This window comes from Micromonospora sp. SYSU B005 (assembly GCF_055362685.1).
This window is the reverse complement of the sequence record NZ_JAXCFU010000006.1, coordinates 219,013-236,544: the sequence shown is the minus strand read 5'-3', so window position 1 is coordinate 236,544 and position 17,532 is coordinate 219,013. Positions and strand designations below refer to the sequence as shown.

Sequence of the window (17,532 nt, the reverse complement as noted above, 5' to 3'; positions counted from 1 at the left end):
GTCGATCAAAGAGTCGGGTTTCCGACTTCATGTCTGGCGGTGGGACGGTTGACCGGTAGCCGCACGGAGTGAGGACCCGCCGGTGTGGTCAAGGTTGGGGTCGACCCGCCACCGGGGGGCACTGTTCCAGCGTTGAAATGGTTGAATCAGCCCTGCAACGGCGGGGCTGCGAGGAGTACAGATGGATGTCTTCGATGTGCGTGATCGACTCATCGGGGACTACCGGGAGTTCACTTCGAGTTTCGTCGATCCCCGTGACGCGGAGATCAGGAAGCACGTCGAACGGCTCGCCGCCTCCGGCTACCAGTGGCCGGCGCCCTATCTCTCGCTCAACCCGAACTTCGCCTCCGGCGGCACGATCGACGTTCTCGTGGCTGAGGGTCTGCTGCATCCGGACAATGAGCGGATCTTCCGCATCAAGGAGCACAAGGGCGATCCGGGGAGCCAGCCCTTGCGACTCCATCGGCACCAGCGGGAAGCCATTGCGACGGCCCGGGCCGGTCACAGCTACGTGCTGACCACGGGGACCGGTTCGGGTAAGAGCCTGTCCTACATCGTGCCGATCGTCGACCGGGTGCTGCGGGCGAAAGCGGACGGGACGTACCAGCCTGGTGTCAAGGCGATCATCGTCTATCCGATGAACGCGCTGGCCAACAGTCAGCTCCACGAGCTGGAAAAGTTCCTCTGTTGGGGTGCTCCGGACGGTACGCCGCTGGTCACGTTCGACCGGTACACCGGTCAGGAGAGCCTCGAGGCGCGGCGTCGGATCCTCCAAGATCCACCGGACATCCTGCTCACCAACTATGTGATGCTCGAGCTGGTGCTGACTCGGCACCGGGAACGGGACCGTTTGATCCGAGCTGCCAACGGCCTGTGGTTCCTCGTGCTCGACGAGTTGCACACCTACCGCGGGCGGCAGGGCGCGGATGTGGCGTTTCTCGTGCGCCGGACGAAGGACGCCTGCGAGGCGGCGGATCTGCAGTGCATCGGAACCTCGGCCACCATGACCACCGAGGGCGACGCCGCGCATCAGCGAAGAGCGGTGGCCGACGTGGCAACGCGGCTGTTCGGCCAGCCCGTCGCGGCGGAGCATGTCATCGGAGAGTCCCTGCAACGCGCCACGACGGCCGCCGGCCCCGCCACCGGTGGGCTCGCCGAGCGGGTACGGCACTGGTGCCGGGACGCACACGAGCCGGACGTTGACGACTTCCGTCAGGACCCGTTGGCCCACTGGGTGGAGAGCGCGTTCGGCGTGGAATCCGAGGAAGGCACCGGCCGGTTGGTCCGCAGGCGGACGCCGCGCACGGTCCCGGAGGCGGCGGACAACTTGGCTGAGGTCACGCACGAATCCGCCGATGACTGCCAGGCGGCCATTCAGGCCGTGCTCCAGGCCGGTGCCCGGATCAAGCACCCGCAGACCGGGCGCCCGGTTTTCGCGTTCCGGCTGCACCAGTTCCTCTCCAAAGGTGACAACGTCTACGTCACGATCGAGTCGCCGGCCGAGCGGCATATCACCAGCCGCTATCAGACCGTTTCCCCGGACAGTGGCCCGACCGAGCGGAAGATCCTCGTGCCGTTGGCGTTCTGTCGCGAGTGCGGGCAGGAGTACCTCACCGTCCGCCGGTCGGTGAACGGCTTCGAGGCGCGGCAGGACTCGGACACCAGTGAGGACGGGGGCTACCTCTACCTCAGTGACGACCAGCCCTGGCCGGCGAGCCTCGAGATCGCCGTGCAGGACGGCCGGCTGCCGTACTCGTGGACCGTGCTCGCCGACGACGGCAGCACCATCCCGGCGGAGGACAAGCGCAAATACCTCCCCGAGGTGGTACATGTCGACGCCGAGGGTTCCGAGGTCGAGCCGGGCAAGGGGATCACCGCCGCCTGGGTCGCCGCGCCCTTCCGGTTCTGTCTGCGCTGCCGGGTCTCGTACGAGCGCCAGCGGGGCAAGGACTTCGCCCAGTTGGCCAAGCTCTCCACCGAGGGTCGGAGTTCGGCGCTCTCGGTGATCGGGGCCAGTATCGTGCGGGCGCTCCGCGCCGAGCCGACGCTCGACAAGCCGGCGCAAAAGCTGCTGTCGTTCGTCGACAACCGCCAGGACGCCTCTCTCCAGGCCGGGCACTTCAATGACTTCGTCCAGGTAGTGCAGCTTCGTGGTGCCCTGTACCGGGCGGCGGATAAGGAGCCGGACGGTCTCACGCACGAGCGGGTCGCTCAGCGCGTCACTGAGGCGCTCGGGTTGCAGCTGACCGAGTTCGCTCGCCGGCCCGAGGTCCGCTACGGCAAGGATGAGATCTGGCGAGCGCTGCGCGAGGTGGTCAACTACCGGCTCTACCTCGACCTGGAACGGGGCTGGCGGGTGACCATGCCCAACCTCGAGCAGACCGGTCTGCTCCGGGTCGGCTACCGCTATCTCGACGAGGTCGCCGCCGACCAGGAAATCTGGGAGAGCCGCCACCACCTGCTCCGCGACGACAACCCTGAACACCGGTACGAGATCGCGGCGACCCTGCTCGACGAGATGCGCCGCAACCTGGCCATCGACGTGCGCTGCCTCACCGAGGAGGGTTTCGACGAGATCCGCCGGCTGTCGGTGCAGCACCTGGCCGAGCCGTGGGCGCTAGGGGTGCGGGAGCGGGCCACCGTCGCCGCGATCGCCTTCCCGAAGCCGAGCGGCAAGGGCCGCCCCCGCTCCTACCTGCACCTCTCCGGCCGAGGGGCCCTGGGCAAATACCTGAAGCGGCAGTACGACAAGCCCGGACAGCCGTGCAGCGTCGCCGACGCCCAAGACATGATCCGCGACCTTTTGGCGGTGCTCACCGAGGCCGGCTTGGTGATCCAGGCGGTGCCCGGTGAGGGGGACGATCTGATCGGCGGCTATCGGCTCCGCTCGGACGCGTTGCGGTGGCAGGCAGGTGACGGCAAGGCTGGCGCGGAGGATCGGGTCCGTAAGCAGCTGTCCGGCGAGGTCGGCGCGCGGGTCAACACCTTCTTCCGCGACCTCTACCGCGACACCTCGCACCTGCTCGCCGGCTTGCAGGCGAAGGAGCACACCGCGCAGGTCACCCCGGAGGTGCGACAGGAGCGGGAGCGGGAGTTCCGCGAGGGCGACCTGCCGCTGCTGTTCTGCTCGCCGACGATGGAGCTGGGCGTCGACATCAATGCCCTCAACGCGGTGGCGCTGCGCAACGTGCCGCCGACCCCAGCGAACTACGCCCAGCGTGCCGGCCGGGCCGGCCGCTCCGGGCAGCCGGCGCTGGTGGTGACCTACTGCTCGACCGGCAGCGCGCACGACCAGTATTACTTCAAGCGGCCGACGCTGATGGTCGGCGGTGCGGTGCAGCCGCCCCGCCTCGACCTGGCCAACGAGGACCTGGTCCGCTCGCACCTCCAGGCCATCTGGCTCGCCGAGACGGGGGAGGAGCTGCCCAGCTCGCTCGCGGCGGTGATGGAGACAGGCGGAGACAACCCGTCGCTGGAGCTACTGCCGAAGCTGAAGAAGTCGATCGAGGACCCGGAGGCCCGCCGCCGTGCGCTGGCCCGCGCCGAGGTGGCGCTCGCCGGGGATCTGGCCGGCGGGCTGCTTGAGGCGCCGTGGTGGCGTCCCACCTGGGTGACGGAAATGATCGACCGGGCGCCGCGCAGCTTCGAGGAGGCCCTGGACCGGTGGCGCAAGCTCTATCGCGCCGCGTTCCGGGAGTACGAGGTGCAGGGGCGCCGGGCGGTCGACACGAACGTCTCACACAAGGCCCGTGAGGAGGCGCACCGGCGGGCCAACGACGCGCGGGTGCAGCTCGACCTGCTCCGCAACGAGGACTCCGACGAACCGCAGACGGACTTCTACACCTACCGCTACCTGGCGTCCGAGGGCTTTCTGCCGGGCTATTCCTTCCCCCGGCTGCCGCTCGCCGCCTACATCCCCGGCCTCAACGGCCAGCGGCAGGGGGACTACATCCACCGGCCCCGGTTCATCGGCATCAGCGAGTTCGGCCCGGGTGCCCTCATCTACCACGAGGGCTCCCGCTACATGGTGCGCAGCGTGCAACTCCAGCAGGCGGCGGAGCCCGGCAAGGACAACCTCCTCACCACTTCAGCGCGACGCTGCCGTGCCTGCGGTCACCTGCACGACGACGCGCCGGGGATCGACGTCTGCGACAGCTGCGGTGAGCAGCTCGGCGCGATCGACGACAACCTGCTGCGGCTCTACACGGTGCGGACCCAGCGGCGGGAGCGGATCTCCTCCGACGAGGAGGAGCGCCGTCGGTCCGGCTTCCAGATCGAGACGTCGTATCGCTTCCACCATCACGGTGGGCGGCCGGGCAAGCTCACTGCGACGGTGGCGCCGGAGGACGCGCCGGCGGTGGCGACCCTGGTCTACGGCGACGCCGCCACGGTCCGGCGGGCCAACCTCGGGCTGACCCGACGTAAGGACCAGAAGATCCGCGGCTTCTGGCTGGACACCACCAGCGGAGAGTGGCTCTCGGAGTCCAAGGCGGGCGAGAAGACCACCGACGAGGAGGATCTCGGCGTCGCCGAGGAGACCAAGCGCAAGCAGCGGGTGATTCCGTACGTCGAGGACCGGCGCAACATCCTGGTGTTGCGGCTGGCCCGCAAGGCCACCCGCGAGGAGGCGATCTCGCTGCTCTACGCCCTGGAGCGGGGCATCGAGGCGACCTTCCAGCTGGAGGACTCGGAACTCACCGGGGAGCTTCTGCCCGATCTCGACGAGCAGGGCCGGATGCTGTTCATCGAGAGCGCGGAGGGTGGCGCGGGTGTCCTCCGTCGCCTCGTGGAGGAGCCAGGGGCAATCAGCCAGGTGGCGGCAAAGGCGTTGGAGATCGCGCACTTCGATCCACAGACCGGCGACGAGGCACCGCAGTACGTGGCGGACAGCGACGACCGGTGCGTTCAGGGCTGCTACGACTGCCTCCTGTCGTACTCCAACCAGCCGTTCCACAAGCTGGTCGACCGGCACCTCATCGTCGACGTCCTGCTGGAGCTGGCCGGGGCCAGGACAACCAACACCAGCCCCGCCCGATCCGCCGGACAGGGGCTGGACGTGACCGGGCCGGCGGCGGACTTCGTAGCGTGGCTGAAGCAGGCGAGCTACCGGACGCCGGACGGCGGGCGCGAAAAGGTCGCCGAGGCGACGCCCGACCTCGTCTACCGGGAGTACGAGGCGGCCGTGTTCGTCGACGTGCCCGGCGAGCCCTACGGCGAGGGCCGGGACGGCGACGCCGAGGACAGCCTCTACGACGCCGGCTGGACGCCGATCCGGGTGACGGCGGGCGAGTGGCAGCAGGCGGTGGACCGGTATCCGAGCGTGTTCGGTCAGCACAGGACAGGGAGCAACTGATGACTGTGACCGCGGAGCGGTTCGAGCCGGGCACGCTGGTCAGGGCGCGGGGCCGCGAGTGGGTGGTGCTCCCCGAGTCGGAGCCGGACCTGCTGGTGCTGCGCCCGCTCGGCGGCTCGGACGACGAACGCGCGGCCGTTCTGCCCGACCTGGAGGATGTCACCTCGGCGACCTTCGCCTACCCCGACCCGACGGACGCCGGCAACGCCAGCCGGGCCGCCCTGCTGCGGACGGCGCTGCGGATCGGTTTCCGCTCCACCGGCGGGCCGTTCCGCTCCCTCGGTGGGCTGGCCGTCGAGCCTCGGCCCTACCAGCTCGTGCCGCTGCTGATGGCGCTGCGGCAGGACACCGTCCGGCTGTTGATCGCCGACGACGTGGGCATCGGCAAGACCGTCGAGTCGGGTCTGATCGCCGCCGAGCTGCTGGCCCAGGGCGACGCCAATGGGCTGGCGGTGCTGTGCAGCCCGGCCCTGGCGGAGCAGTGGCAGCGGGAGCTGGCGGAGAAGTTCGGCGTCGCCGCCGAGCTGGTGCTGCCCGGCACCGTACGCCGGCTGGAGCGCGACCTGGTCGGCGCGCAATCGATCTTCGACCGGTACCGGCACGTGGTGGTCTCCACCGACTACATCAAGCGGCCGGAGCTGCGCGACCAGTTCCTGCGCGGCGCCCCCGACCTGGTGATCGTCGACGAGGCGCACTCCTGCGTGCTGGACGACAGCAACGCCGGCGGCCAGTCCCGGATGCAGCGCCACGAACTGGTCCGCAGGCTGGCCGCCCGTGGCGACCGACACCTGATCCTGGTGACCGCCACCCCGCACAGCGGCAAGGACGCCGGCTTCCGCAACCTCGTCGGCCTGCTCGACCCGCGCCTGGAGACCGTCGACCTGGACCGGGTCGAGGGCCGGGAGCTGCTGGCCCGGCACTTCGTGCAGCGTCGCCGGGTGGACATCCGCCGCTTCCTGGAGGACACCCCGTTCCCTGAGGACCGTGAGTCGACCGAGCGTGCCTACCGGCTGACCGGCGACTACCGGAGCCTCTTCGACGACGTGGTCGCCTACGCCCGGCAGACGGTGCGGGACCCGATCGGCGGGCAGGTGCGCCAGCGGGTGCGCTACTGGTCCGCGCTGGCGCTGCTGCGCGCGATGGCATCGTCGCCGCAGGCCGCCGCCGCCACCCTTCGTACCCGGGCGGCGAACGCCGACGCGACCGACGCCGCAGAGGCCGACGCCCTGGGCCGGGCCGCCGTGCTGGACCTGCCCGACGACGAGACCCAGGAGTCGGTGGACCTGGTGCCGGGTGCCGACACCGAGGCCGATTCGGGTAGCCCGGAGCGGCGCAGGCTGCTCGCCTTCGCCCGCCGCGCCGAGGCGCTCGCCGCCAAGGGCGACAACAAGCTCGACCTGCTGGTCAAGGAGGTCAAGGCGCTGCTCGGCGACGGCTTCAACCCGGTCGTCTTCTGCCGCTACATCGACACCGCCGAGTACGTCGCGGAGCGGCTGACCGCCGCGCTCGGCAAGGCGTTCACGGTCGGCTGTGTGACCGGCGCGCTGCCGCCGGAGGAGCGCACCGACCGGATCAGGGAGCTGACCGCCGACCCGAAGCGCCGCCCGGTGCTGGTCGCCACCGACTGCCTCTCCGAGGGCGTCAACCTCCAGGAGCACTTCCAGGCGGTGGTGCACTACGACCTGGCCTGGAACCCGACCCGGCACGAGCAGCGCGAGGGCCGCGTCGACCGGTTCGGGCAGCGTGCGCCGAAGGTCCGCGCCGTGATGATCTACGGCACGGACAACCGGATCGACGAGATCGTGCTCAAGGTGCTGCTGCGCAAGCACGAGCAGATCCGCAAGGCGCTGGGCGTCTCGGTGCCGGTGCCGGACCGCAGCGACGACGTGTTGCAGACCATCGCGCAGGAGCTGCTGATCGCTCCGGACGCGCCGGAGCAGCTCACCATCGACGGCCTCGGTCTGGAGCATCGCGAGGAGCTGCACAAGGAGTGGGACAGCGCCGCGGAGAAGGAGAAGGAGTCCCGCACCAAGTACGCGCAGCGGGGCATCCAACCGGCGGAGGTGGCCGCGGAGCTGGCTGAGATCCGGGCCAGCCTCGGCTCACCGGACGAGGTGGCCGAGTTCGCCCGGGCCGGCTTCGCCGCGCTCGGCGCCGACGTCGTCCCGGACCGTGACGGCTTCACCGCCACCACGGGCACCCTGCCGTTGCCGCTGCGGGACGCCTTCCCGGCCGGCTACCCGGCCACCCTCGCCCTGCGCCGGGAGCTGCCCACCCCGCCCCGCGCCGCTCACCTGGACCGCACCGACCCGTACGTCTCCGCGCTGGCCCGCTACCTGCTGGAGAGCGCGCTGGACCGGACGGTGCCGGCCGACCAGCGACCGGCCCGCCGGGCCGGCGTGATGCGGACCTCGGCGGTGAGCAAGCGGACGACCCTGCTGCTGGTCCGGTTCCGGCTGCACCTGACCCTGCCCACCCGGGCCGCGGACACCGAGCCCCGCCGGATGGTCGCCGAGGAGGCCCGGCTGCTGGCCTTCCGGGGCGCCCCCACGGCCGCCGAGTGGCTGCCCGACGGGGAGGTGGCCACGCTCCTGGCGGCCACCCCGACCGGCAACGTGCTGCCCGAGGCCGCCACCCCGCTGCTGGACCGGGTGATCGGCAAGCTCGATGAGGTCGTCCCGCACCTGGACACCACCGCCGACGGCCTCGCCGAGGCGCTGCGTGCCTCGCACATCCGGGTGCGCGAGGCGGCCGGCCAGCGGGTCCGCCGGCAGATCACCGTCACCGCCCAGAAGCCCGCCGACGTGCTCGGCGTCTACGTCTACCTCCCGGAGGCCAACTGATGAGCGCGGTCACCTACCCCGCCGTCCGGGTCGAGGGCGGGCTGCTCCCCGCCGGCCTGGTGCAGCGGATCGGCGACGGCGCCGCCGGCCTGCCCGGCGCGGACGCGGCCAGCTACGGCCTCCAGTCCGGCGAGTCGGTGCGCCGCTACGCCAACCGCTCCTACGCCTACCTCCAGGAGCAGTGGCGGGACTTCAAGCGCCAGCGGGAGCGGGCCGGCGATACCGCGCCCGCCCGGCTGACCCGGGAGCGGTGGCTGCTGATCCTGCTGCGCGAGCTGGGCTACGACGGCATCGAGTCGCTGCCGAGTGGCATCACCGTGGACGAGAAGCTGTTCCCGGTCAGCCACCGCTGGGAAGCCGTACCGATGCATCTGCTCGGGTGGGGAACGGACCTGGACCGGCGGACGCCGGGGATGCGCGGCGCGGCGGCCGCCGCCCCGCACTCGCTGATGCAGCAACTGCTCAACCGCTCCGAGCAGCAGCTCTGGGGCATCGTCGCCAACGGTCAGCGGGTGCGGCTGCTGCGCGACTCGACCAGCCTGGTCGGCAGCGCGTACCTCGAATTCGACCTGGAGGCGATTTTCGAGGGTGACCTGTTCCCCGACTTCGTGCTGCTCTACCGGGTGGCGCACGCCACCCGGCTCGCCGTCCGCGACGCGGCGGCCGGGCCGTCGTCCTGCCTGCTGGAGGCCTGGCGTACGGAGGGAGCCAAGCAGGGCGAGCGGGCCCTGGAGCAGCTCCGCGACGGGGTGGAGGCGGCGCTGGAGATCCTCGGCACCGGCTTCCTCGACCACCCGGACAACGCGGGCCTGCGGGAGCGGATCGAGGTCAGCCTGTCGCTGGAGGACTACAAGCGCTCCCTGCTGCGCCTGGTCTACCGGCTGCTGTTCTGGTTCGTCGCCGAGGACCGCGACGCCCTGCTCGACCCGGTGGCCAGCCCGCAGGCCAAGCAGCGCTACGACACCTACTTCTCGGCGCGGCGGCTGCGGGAGTTGGCGCTGCGTCGCCGGCACTCCGGCCACGGCGACCTGTGGGAGTCGGTGCGGCTGGTCTTCCGGTTCCTGGGTGAGGAGTCCGGCAACCGGACCCTGGGCCTGCCCGGCATCGGCGGCCTCTACGAGCCCGGCGCGCTGGACGCCCCGATCGCCGAGGCCGGCCTCAGCAACACCGCGCTGCTGCGCGCGGTCGAGGCCCTGGCGGTGCTGCCCGCGCGCAAGGGCACCGGCCGGCAGCGGGTCGACTTCCAGCACCTGGGCGCGGAGGAGCTGGGCAGCGTCTACGAGTCGCTGCTGGAGCTGCGCCCCCGCTGGGACGCCCCGGCCCGCCGCTTCCACGCCGAACGGCTCGCCGGCAACGAGCGCAAGACCACCGGCTCCTACTACACCCCGTCCTCCCTGGTGGAATGCCTGCTCGACTCGGCGCTCGACCCGCTGCTGGACGAGGCCACCGCGCTGCCCACCCCCGAGGAGCGCGTCAAGGCGCTACTCGACCTGACCGTCTGCGACCCGGCCTGTGGGTCGGGGCACTTCCTGATCGCGGCGGCCCGCCGGATCGCCAAGCGGGTGGCCGCCGAGGAGACCGACGAACTGGAGCCCGCACCGGCCGCGGTCCGCTCGGCAATGCGCCGGGTGGTGGCCCGCTGCATCTACGGGGTGGACGTCAACGAGATGGCCGCCGAACTGGCCAAGGTGTCGCTCTGGCTGGAGGCGATGGAGCCGGGCCGGCCGCTCGGTTACCTCGACGCGAACATCCGGGTCGGCAACTCGCTGCTCGGCGTCACCCCGAAGCTGCTCAAGGACGGCATCCCCGACGCCGCCTTCACCGCCCTCACCGGCGACGACAAGAAGGTCGCCACCGCCCTGAAGCGGCAGAACGCCGAGGAATCGCGCGGGCAGGGCGACCTGTTCGGCGCGGCGGGCATCCAGGTCGGCAACAGCGCGCTCGCCGCCGAGGTCAAGGAGATCGTGTACGCGGAGCCGCCGCACTCCCTCGCCGACGTGCACGTCCAGGCCAAGCGGGCGCAGGCGCTGGACGCCGACCGCCGGCACGCGAAGACGGTGGCCGACGCCTGGTGCGCCGCCTTCGTCCAGCCGAAAGCCGAGGCCAACCGGGAGGTGGCGATCACCCAGGCGGTGCTGGAGCGCTTGGACAAGGGTGAAGCCTCGCTGGACATACATCGGGTCGAGTCGATGGTGGAGGAGTTGACACGGCAGTACCGCTTCTTCCACTGGCACATCGAGTTCCCGCACATCTTCCGGGTGCCCGAGTACGGCGCGGCGGACGAGGCGACCGGCTGGGAGGGCGGCTTCTCCTGCGTCCTCGGCAACCCGCCCTGGGAGCGGGTCAAGCTCCAGGAGCAGGAGTTCTTCGCCTCCCGCGACCCGGAGATCGCCGGCGCGAAGAACGCCGCCGCCCGCAAGAAGGCCATCGCCGCGCTCGCCGACAGCGACGAGCCGGCCAAGCAGGCGCTGTACGCCGAGTGGACCGCCGCCCTGCACGAGGCGGACGGCTTCAGCCACCTGCTGCGTTCGTCGGGGCGTTACCCGCTGACCGGTAAGGGCGATATCAACACGTATTCCGTCTTCACAGAAGCGGCCCGATCGGTGTTGAGTCCCCGTGGCCAGCTCGGTCTAATCGTACCTACAGGCATTGCCACAGACGCCACTACCCAAGACTTCTTCAAGGACTTGTTGGTTCGCCGAACCATATCATCTCTATTCGACTTTGAAAATGCTCGCACTTTTCCGTCCGTTCACGCCTCATTCAGATTCTCTTTGCTTTCTGTTTCAGGGAGTCGGAGGGCTTTCGATCAAGCCGAGTTTGCCTTCAAGCTGCATCAGGTAAACGAGATTCCAAGTCGGAAATACTTTCTGACTCCTGAAGAAATATTTTTGCTAAATCCGAACACTGGCACCTGTCCCGTTTTTTTGAGCCGCCGTGACGCAGAGATTGCCCTCGGAATTTACAAGCGTGTGCCGGTGATATGGCGTGAGGGTGACACTTCGAGAAACCCTTGGGGGCTGTCGTTTCTTCGGATGTTCGACATGACGAACGACTCGGCTTTATTTAGAGATTCGGATGGCCTTGAGGCAGATGGCTGGGAGTTGCGGGCGGGCCGCTACGTCCGGGCGCACGAACGGATGCTACCGCTCTACGAAGCAAAAATGACAGACTTTTACAACCATAGAGCAGCGGATGTGGTCCGCAACCCCGGCGCCAAGCAACGGTCGAGTGTTCCGTCGTACCTAGACAATCAGGACTGGATGCAGCCGGATAGATTTTCCCTGCCGATGTATTGGGTTAATGAGGAGGAAGTGGAGTCCCGGCTCTCAGCTAGGTGGGACAGGCGTTGGCTCTTCGGATGGCGAGACGTTACGGCATCTACTAATGAAAGGACCCTGGTACCCGCTATCATTCCACGTGTCGGAGTGGGAAACACTAACTTTCTAGCCTTCTCACCTGCCTCCAGTGGTGCCATTTCATGTCTCGTCGCGAACTTGTCTTCTTTTGTGTTCGACTATGTGGTAAGGACCAAGATATCAGGCGTCCATCTAACGTATTCTTACTTCAAGCAATTCCCCGCATTGCCTCCCGGTGCATACCACGCCTCCGTGCAGTGGGACGACGTTTGCACTAACCTGCAAAAATGGATTGCGCCGCGGGTTTTGGAATTGGTTTATACCGCTTACGACCTTGCTGAATTTGCCCACGAGCTTGGGGATTCGAGTCCCCCCTTCGTCTGGGACCCCTCCCGACGTGAGATTATGCGCGCCGAACTGGATGCGGCTTTCTTTCACCTGTACGGTATTGACCGCGAAGGTGTCAGCTACGTTATGGACACCTTTAACGTTGTCCGGCAACGAGACGATGTCGCGTATGGGGAGTACCGCACGAAGCGGCTGATCCTCGAGCGTTACGACGCCATATCCGATGCAATAAGGTGTGGCCAGGATTACCGGTCCCCGCTCGAACCGTCGCCTGGCAAAGGTCTTCGGCACGTACCGACTGTTTCGTGATTTGGTGGCCCGCATAAAAGGGGCTTCGAATAGCTAACGTTCTCAGGGGAGGGAAGAGTTGGCGACAGTTGAACTTTGCCTACAGGATGGAAATGCGAACGAGAGTACCTTGCTGGAGCGGCTTCTAGAACAGTGTAGGACCGCGAGTGGTGGCGGCGGCATCTTTGCCTGGACCAATGCCTCGGGCGTAATCTCGTTCCTAAAGGATAGAAGTTTCAAAGAGTTCGTCAAAGAGTCGCGGTTCGAGCTTGTTGTGGGCTTGGATTCGATTACCGATGAGTCTGCGGTAAATGCGCTGGTTTCGGCAGTCGAGCGAGCTCCCAATCTCTCTGTTTGGGCCTTTTTGCATTCGGATGGAGCGCTCTTCCATCCGAAGCTTGCTTGGTTTGAGTCGGGCCCTATGCTGACGCTAATAGTCGGCTCCGGAAATCTAACGATGGGAGGGCTCAAGAATAATTGGGAAGCCTACGTCATCGCGCGCATGGTGGGCAGGGAAGCAAGGCATGTTTCTCGTGATATCCGAGCTTGGTTAACCAAGTGGTCACATTGCCTCGTGCCCATCAATGATGAAAGGGTCCTGCAGCGAGCGAAGGGTAACGCGGGCAGCGAGCGGAGTCTGCGCCGGACCTCTTCATTTGTGGAAGGGCAAGCCGCTGAGGCCGGGAATAGCGTTCTTGTGGCTGAAATTCCGCGACAAACCGGTCGTTCAAGTCAAGCAAATTTCGACCGAGAGAACTACGAAGAATTTTTCGGGGCGAGAGTTGGCTCGCCGCATCGGATCGTTCTTTATCATGTCGACGCCGACGGAACGCTAGGTGAGGTAGAAAGTCGCCCAAGCGTGGAGGTTCGCAGCCAGAACTACCGCTTTGAACTTTCGGGGTTGAGGCGAATCAGGAATTCGGAGGGTTCGCATCCGATTGGTTTATTTATGCGTATCCGAACTGGTGAATACCTGTACATGCTGCTCGACGCTGAAGACCCGCGTTATGTGACCTTGCAGTCATTTTTGCAGAGCCACTTCCTAGGGAACTCTAGGCAGCTTCGCCGCTACAGGACAACAGTGCAAGCAGTGCGGTCCGTCTGGCCAGAAGCACCTTTGTGGCAGGTTCAACTGCCTGCGCTTTAGGAATCTCGGCTTGCTGTAATCTCGGCACCTTGGACGTGCGGCAATACCTGACCGACCAGTCCCGGGGTGATCGCAAGGGTTGCCATTGACTCGCTGGTATAGTCCGCCCCACTGCTGTCGAGGACCACGGCACCCGCCTCGCGGGCGATGGCTACCCCGGCTGTCATATCCCATGGATGGTTAGAGAGCGTGATGGCGGCGTCGATCTTTCCCTCTGCCAGCCAGACAAGGTCGACCGCCGCCGACCCGCTCATCCGCACACGCTGCACCGTCTCGGCGAGCCATGCCATCAGTGCTAGACGGGACCGATTCTTGTTCGCTGCCTCCGCGCCAACGGCGAAGTCGCCGATCCCGACCACAGCCTCGCTCAGATTCGCGGTATCGCTCACCTTGACCGGCCGGCCGTTAACAAACGCGCCATAGCCCTCGGCGGCCCAGTATCGAGTACTGAGGAAGGGTAGGTCGACGACGCCGAGGACCGGGCGTACGCCGTGGAGCAGGCCGAGGGAGATCCCGCAAAGGGGAAGACCTCGAACGAAGTTGACCGTTCCGTCGACCGGATCGAGTGTCCATTGCAACTCGCCCGTGCCGCTTACGCCCTCCTCCTCACCGAGGAAGGCGATTCCCGGTGTCGCGCCATGCAGGAAGGAGCGAAGATCTCGCTCTATCGCGTAGTCGACATCCGAGACGAGGTCGCGGTCACCCTTGCTGGTTGAGGTGACCGGGGCTTGGCGCATGAGGGTGGCCGCCCGGTCGACAGCATCAAGGGCGATCGGAAGCAGGGCACGATATGCGATCACCATCGCTGGCCCCGCTCCCACTGCGAGTCGAAGACCTGCTCATATACCGGGTACAAACCCTTAGCGGAGTCGCGCCGCCGCATGACGAAGGTCGGAGAGTCAACCCCGCGACTCGCTGGTAGGTACGCCTGGGCGAGGCAGAGGTCGTCAACGAGGAGAAGGTTGAACCGAAGTGGCTCGTCGTAGATGGCCACTTCGACGTTGCCGTGCAAGTTGTCGGGCAGCCGGCCGCGCATTCTCAGCATCGTCTCGATGTTGAGTTTTGTCAGTGCCGCGAGCTGACCTGTCGGAAACCCTTCCTCCCGCTCCCTGGCTTGAATGGCTGAGCCGTCCGGGTCCAGGAACAGGCACCGGACCTTTGCGCCGTTTTCGATGAGTTGCTGCCAACGGTGGTCGGGGTAGTGCTGGCACAGCAGGTTCAAGGAGAGGCCCATTGCTCGGACGTCGCGGGCGCCATCCAGGATGCGATCCGCAGGCAGGTGTGCAGTGAGTTCGGCTCGATTGCGGTAGACCGCCGTCACGTCGGCAAGGGGCTCGACGCATGGGGCAGGGGCAACGGCCGGGTGAGGGAATGCCGCTGCCCCGGCATCGACCGGGCTGTACCGCAAATCGACGGGCTCGACCGGTTCCAAGTCGGAGCGGAACCGTCGATGAACCTCGCTGTCCGCCCGCGCAAGCGCGGTGTCGAGGGCAGATTGCATCTCAGGTCGCGGCTGCACCGCCGCCCGGCCAGCCTCCCACTTGGACACCGTACGTTCGCTGACGCCGAGGTGTTCGGCGAAGTCGCGAATGCTCATCCGCAGCGCGTGGCGCAGCGCCCGGGTCTCCCGGCCGGTCCACTTCTGCACGGTCGTCATCGGCTCGCCTCCGATTGATTCGAGACCGGCCGTTCAGCAGCTTAGCGGCTCGATTTCAGAGCTGGTACAGCGTAGGTGCAGAGCGTAGTCGTACCGCATGAGCGCCGGGCTGACCAGGGTGGACGCATGGCCCGGGGCGGGTGCTGGGCTCCGGTGGGGCGTTACCCGAGCGTGCCCGCCGTCCCCGCCCGCTCCGGTGCCGTTCCACTTCGCGATCTCGACGGAAGGGCTCTCATGGCGGCGGTGCTGGACGACTTCCCGGTGCTCACCCCGGTCAGCGACGAGGACGTGGCGCTGGCCGTACGCGCGGTGCTGGTGCACGCGCCGGAGCAGTGGCCGGCGGGTCCACTGTGCCGCAGCGAGCGGGTGCCGTATCCGTGCCGACTGGCCCGCTGGGGCCGGGGCACGCTGCGCGCCGCCGAGGTCACCGAGGCGCGGGTGGATGAGCTGGTCGCCGCCGGCGACCCGGACGCCTGGCCGTGGGCGTGACCGGGCTCGGGGCGTACCCCGTTGGCGGGCTCGGGCCGGCGGGGGTGCGGGACGCGGTGGCCCGGTGGCTGCGGCTGGTGGCGGCGGACGCCGAGCTGGCGCCGTACCTCATCGGGGTTGATCGGGCCCGGCTCGCTGGGCACCTGGCGCTCACTCTCACGGTGGCGTTGGGCGGGCCGGCGGGCGACATCGCCCGGCCGGCGGCCGGGGCGTGGCGCGGCCTGGGTCTGACCGAGGCGCACCACCGGCGGGTCGTCGACTACCTGGCCGGGGTGCTGTGGGCGCTCGACGTGCCGGCCGGCGCGGTGACCGCGGCCCGGCGGGCCTTCGCGGACGAGGCCGGCTCGTGACCGCCGCCCTCGCCGCGTCGTGGTCCGCCACCCTGCGGTACGCCCGCGCGGCGGCCGACCACTTCTGGTGCACGGTCGAGGATCGCTGCCCGGGGACGCTGCCGGAGCGGGAGGCGGCCGTGTTCCTCGCCGCGCTCGGGCGGCTGGCCGCCGGCGGTGACGACCCGGCCGGGCGGGCGGCGCTGCTGGCCGTGCTCGGCCGGGCCTGTCGCCGCTACCGGTTGCTGCCGCACCAGCTCACCATCGAGGCCGCGCTCACCGCGACCGTCGCCCGCCACGCACCGTGGACCCCGGAGCTGGCGGCGGCCTGGGCGCGGGCGGCCCGGCGGGCGTCGGCGGCGGTGACCGGCAGCGCGGCACGGGCGGACGACGGCCCGGCCTGGTGGCCGGCCCAGATCGTCGGCCACGACCGGCCCGCCGATGGCATCGCCATCCTGACCGTACGCCCTTGGCGTCGCCTGCCGTTCCGGCCCGGCCAGGCGGTCCCGGTCTGCACCGAGCGGTGGCCGGGCCGGTGGCGCTGGTACTCGCCGGCCAACGCCCCGCGCCCCGACGGCACCCTGGAATTCCACGTCCGGGCGGTCGCCGCCGTCTCCCGCGCCCTGCTCCACGCGGTACGCCCCGGCGACCGGCTCTGGTTCGGCCCGCCGCGCGACACCGGCCTGAAGCTTGACCCGGCGTCGCGCGCGGACCTGCTGCTGGTCGCCGGAGGCACCGGGCTGGCGCCGCTGCGCGCACTGGTCGAGCAGGTCGCCGCGGCGCCGGCCGGGCGGCGGGTGACCCTGGTCGTCGGGGCGCGCACCTTCGCCGACCTCTACGACTCGATCAGCCTGGACAAACTCCAGTGCGCCCACGACTGGCTGACCGTCGTGCCCGCCCTATCGCACGATCCGCTCGCCGAGCCGGGGGAGCGGGGCGACGCGCTCACCGTGGCACTGGACCACCATCGACCTGACCAGGAGGTCTATCTGTGTGGGCCGCCGCTGATGGTCGCCGGGTCGCGGCTGCGGCTGCTCGCCGCCGGTGTCCCGGCCGAGCGGATCCACCTGCCCGACGGGTTCCCGGGCTGATGGGCGTCTACCGCAGCCGCAACGCCCTCTCCGGCCCGCTCACCGCGGACCGGCTCGCCGGCGTCGAGTTGCCCCGCACGCCGCTCGGACGGCGCGGCTACCGCCCCGAGGACGTCCACGCCCTGCTGCACCGGCTCGCCTACGAGGTGGGGGAGCGGAACCGGCGGCTGGATCTCGTACAGGACGAGAACCGTCGCCTCAAGCAGGCCCTCCGCACCTGGCAGGCCGAGTGCGCCGCGAAACGCCAGGGCGGCGGTTGACCCGGGCGGCGTGTCGATCCTCGGGCGGGGGCGGCCGGTGCGGGTCATGGCGGAGAACGTCGAACTCTCGACTGGAGAGGCCGCCGCCATCCTGGGCGTGACCCGCCCGACGGTGGTCAAGCTGATGAACGACGGCGTGCTGCCCCACACCCGTCCCAACTCCAGCCGCCTGACTTTCTCTGCATGCTGCTGGACGATGCTCCGGAACGAATCGCAGACATCGTCGCGCAGCAGGCGGAGGCCACCGGGTCTCCCTCGACCTGGCAGACGGCCGTTAATCGGCTGCCACGGGCACCGAAGAGTGTCTTCGGAGCGAGAAAATCTGGAGACGACCGCGCTGCGCTACGGCACGATGTGGCTATTCTGAG

11 protein-coding genes are annotated in these 17,532 nt (G+C 68.5%); 9 read left to right on the top strand and 2 right to left on the bottom strand.

The genetic code is table 11. From position 1 onward, the window contains the following. Positions 1–181: 181 nt before the first annotated feature. From SM452_RS16550 to SM452_RS16535, 4 genes are all read left to right on the top strand, one after another. Positions 182–5,353 carry a DEAD/DEAH box helicase gene (locus tag SM452_RS16550; RefSeq protein ID WP_463840228.1) on the top strand — a complete coding sequence of 1,724 codons (5,172 nt, stop codon included), beginning with the start codon at positions 182–184 and terminating at the stop codon, positions 5,351–5,353. After that, the gene (locus SM452_RS16545) at positions 5,353–8,196 is read left to right on the top strand and encodes a helicase-related protein (RefSeq protein ID WP_463840227.1); all 2,844 of its coding nucleotides are present in this window, start codon (positions 5,353–5,355) and stop codon (positions 8,194–8,196) included. Before SM452_RS16550 ends, SM452_RS16545 begins: the two co-directional genes overlap by 1 nt. Beyond that, positions 8,196–12,212, top strand: a complete 4,017-nt coding sequence (locus tag SM452_RS16540; RefSeq protein ID WP_463840226.1) for an Eco57I restriction-modification methylase domain-containing protein — start codon at positions 8,196–8,198, stop codon at positions 12,210–12,212. Before SM452_RS16545 ends, SM452_RS16540 begins: the two co-directional genes overlap by 1 nt. A gap of 109 nt (positions 12,213–12,321) precedes the next feature. Further along, positions 12,322–13,338, top strand: a complete 1,017-nt coding sequence (locus tag SM452_RS16535; protein WP_463840225.1) for a phospholipase D family protein — start codon at positions 12,322–12,324, stop codon at positions 13,336–13,338. Here SM452_RS16535 and SM452_RS16530 read toward each other — a convergent pair. Next, positions 13,335–14,141 carry an inositol monophosphatase family protein gene (locus SM452_RS16530; protein ID WP_463840224.1) on the bottom strand — a complete coding sequence of 269 codons (807 nt, stop codon included), beginning with the start codon at positions 14,139–14,141 and terminating at the stop codon, positions 13,335–13,337. The two genes, SM452_RS16535 and SM452_RS16530, sit on opposite strands and share 4 nt — an antisense overlap. After that, positions 14,135–14,995 carry a DUF5919 domain-containing protein gene (locus SM452_RS16525; protein WP_463840223.1) on the bottom strand — a complete coding sequence of 287 codons (861 nt, stop codon included), beginning with the start codon at positions 14,993–14,995 and terminating at the stop codon, positions 14,135–14,137. The genes SM452_RS16530 and SM452_RS16525 overlap by 7 nt, the downstream gene beginning before the upstream one ends. A gap of 234 nt (positions 14,996–15,229) precedes the next feature. On the opposite strand from SM452_RS16525, the gene SM452_RS16520 reads away from it, so the two are divergent. The 5 genes from SM452_RS16520 to SM452_RS16500 are packed head-to-tail and all read left to right on the top strand — an operon-like array spanning position 15,230 to position 17,531. Beyond that, complete coding sequence (locus SM452_RS16520) at positions 15,230–15,484, top strand: hypothetical protein (RefSeq protein WP_463840222.1); 255 nt, start codon at positions 15,230–15,232, stop codon at positions 15,482–15,484. Beyond that, positions 15,481–15,834 carry a globin family protein gene (locus SM452_RS16515; protein ID WP_463840221.1) on the top strand — a complete coding sequence of 118 codons (354 nt, stop codon included), beginning with the start codon at positions 15,481–15,483 and terminating at the stop codon, positions 15,832–15,834. The genes SM452_RS16520 and SM452_RS16515 overlap by 4 nt, the downstream gene beginning before the upstream one ends. Further along, positions 15,831–16,904: an FAD-binding oxidoreductase gene (locus tag SM452_RS16510; protein ID WP_463840220.1), complete on the top strand. Its 1,074-nt coding sequence runs from the start codon at positions 15,831–15,833 to the stop codon at positions 16,902–16,904. The genes SM452_RS16515 and SM452_RS16510 overlap by 4 nt, the downstream gene beginning before the upstream one ends. Further along, the gene (locus SM452_RS16505; protein WP_463840219.1) at positions 16,904–17,164 is read left to right on the top strand and encodes a DivIVA domain-containing protein; all 261 of its coding nucleotides are present in this window, start codon (positions 16,904–16,906) and stop codon (positions 17,162–17,164) included. The genes SM452_RS16510 and SM452_RS16505 overlap by 1 nt, the downstream gene beginning before the upstream one ends. A 46-nt stretch (positions 17,165–17,210) precedes the next feature. Then, positions 17,211–17,531 (top strand): helix-turn-helix domain-containing protein, encoded by a 321-nt coding sequence (locus tag SM452_RS16500; protein ID WP_463840218.1) that lies wholly within the window; start codon positions 17,211–17,213, stop codon positions 17,529–17,531. Position 17,532 lies beyond the last annotated feature (1 nt).

Bases quoted from the DNA above. Each gene is read 5' to 3' on its own strand.
- SM452_RS16550 (WP_463840228.1), top strand. From the start codon at position 182: ATGGATGTCTTCGATGTGCGTGATCGACTCATCGGGGACTACCGGGAG.
- SM452_RS16545 (WP_463840227.1), top strand. From the start codon at position 5,353: ATGACTGTGACCGCGGAGCGGTTCGAGCCGGGCACGCTGGTCAGGGCG.
- SM452_RS16540 (WP_463840226.1), top strand. From the start codon at position 8,196: ATGAGCGCGGTCACCTACCCCGCCGTCCGGGTCGAGGGCGGGCTGCTC.
- SM452_RS16530 (WP_463840224.1), bottom strand. From the start codon at position 14,141: ATGGTGATCGCATATCGTGCCCTGCTTCCGATCGCCCTTGATGCTGTC.
- SM452_RS16525 (WP_463840223.1), bottom strand. From the start codon at position 14,995: ATGACGACCGTGCAGAAGTGGACCGGCCGGGAGACCCGGGCGCTGCGC.
- SM452_RS16520 (WP_463840222.1), top strand. From the start codon at position 15,230: ATGGCGGCGGTGCTGGACGACTTCCCGGTGCTCACCCCGGTCAGCGAC.
- SM452_RS16505 (WP_463840219.1), top strand. From the start codon at position 16,904: ATGGGCGTCTACCGCAGCCGCAACGCCCTCTCCGGCCCGCTCACCGCG.
- SM452_RS16500 (WP_463840218.1), top strand. From the start codon at position 17,211: ATGGCGGAGAACGTCGAACTCTCGACTGGAGAGGCCGCCGCCATCCTG.